This window comes from Nonomuraea lactucae (assembly GCF_003313395.1).
GTDB classification, from domain to species: domain Bacteria; phylum Actinomycetota; class Actinomycetes; order Streptosporangiales; family Streptosporangiaceae; genus Nonomuraea; species Nonomuraea lactucae.
Genome location: NZ_QNFZ01000436.1, coordinates 1 through 1101 on the forward strand (window position 1 = coordinate 1; position 1101 = coordinate 1101).

General features: G+C 72.8%; 1 protein-coding gene and 1 pseudogene. Both read right to left on the reverse strand.

What is annotated here, in order from left to right; all coding sequences use genetic code 11:
• A pseudogene (locus DQW85_RS22465) lies at window positions 1-606 on the reverse strand (hypothetical protein); the annotation flags it as partial.
• Between the two features lie 126 nt (window positions 607-732).
• Window positions 733-1101, reverse strand: a 369-nt coding sequence (locus DQW85_RS22470) for a thiamine-phosphate kinase (RefSeq protein WP_420819175.1), incomplete at its 5' end; no start/stop codon positions are given.

The following is a 1101-nucleotide window of genomic DNA, read 5'->3' on the forward strand; positions in this document are numbered from 1 at the left end:
CCCAGGCCCGGACGGCCCGCCGGGGCCGAAGGGGTGGGCGTCGGGCGGCCCCGCGGGCCCAGGAGGCCCAAGCGGCCCGCCGGGTGCGAAGGGGTCAGCGGGACGGCCGGCGTCGAACACCGGAGGAGCGCCGAAGCTCTGCGTGCTCTCCGAGACCTCGCCCGGCCTGGGCGCGTCCCAGTCCGGAGGCCGCGCGAACGCGCCCGTGGTCTCGAACGGCTGGTCCGTCGGCGGCGCGCCGGCCCCCCTGTCCCCATGGGAGAACGGCGACGCGAACGCGCCGGTCGTCTCGAACGGATCGGACCGCGGCCCGGGGACGATCTCGCCGGGGTCGCCGGGGTCGCGCTTGGGGATCGGCGCCCACTGCCCCGTGACCTCGGGCCGGTCGGGCAGTTCGGGCCAGCCGGGCTGACCGGACTGGCCGGGCTGGTCGGTCCGCGTTTCGTCCACGGAATCCCAGAACGAGCTCCTGGCCGTCGGGTCCGGCACGGCGGCCCACTGCGCGGCGTGGTCGGCGGTGTTCCCGAGGTCCTCCTGAGAGTCTTCGGGGGTGCCGTCCCCCCATTCGTTCGCGTCGTCGGATCCACCTGTGCCGTGGCGGCCCATGGCTGCCCTCTCTGCCGGTTACCGATGGCCGCCAATCTTCATAACACCTTTACTACGCCTTTGTCACAGCAATCCCGCCAGTCGTGGGGCATATCACGAAAAAATCACGTAAATTGGGACAAGCCATCACCGAAAGTGATCCCAGCCACCCTGAACTGCGGCTCGTCCCCCTAGGTACACTCCTTCACCGGAGACGACCCGGCCCACGACCTGCCACGACGGCGGCAGCGCCACCTCCGGCGGGAAAGTCGCCGCGAGCGCGTGATCTTCGCCACCCGTGACAATCCATTCGAGCGGATCCGCCCCGAGCTCTTCGGCGGCGGCCGCCACCGGCTCGTCCACCGTGAACGCCGTTGGATCGAGTTCGATCCGCACCCCGCTCGCCGCCGCGACGTGCCCGAGGTCCTGGAGCAGCCCGTCGCTCACGTCCAGCATCGCGCCGGCCCCCAGCCGCGCCGCCTCCGGCCCGCGGGCGTACGGCGGGCGCGGCCGGCG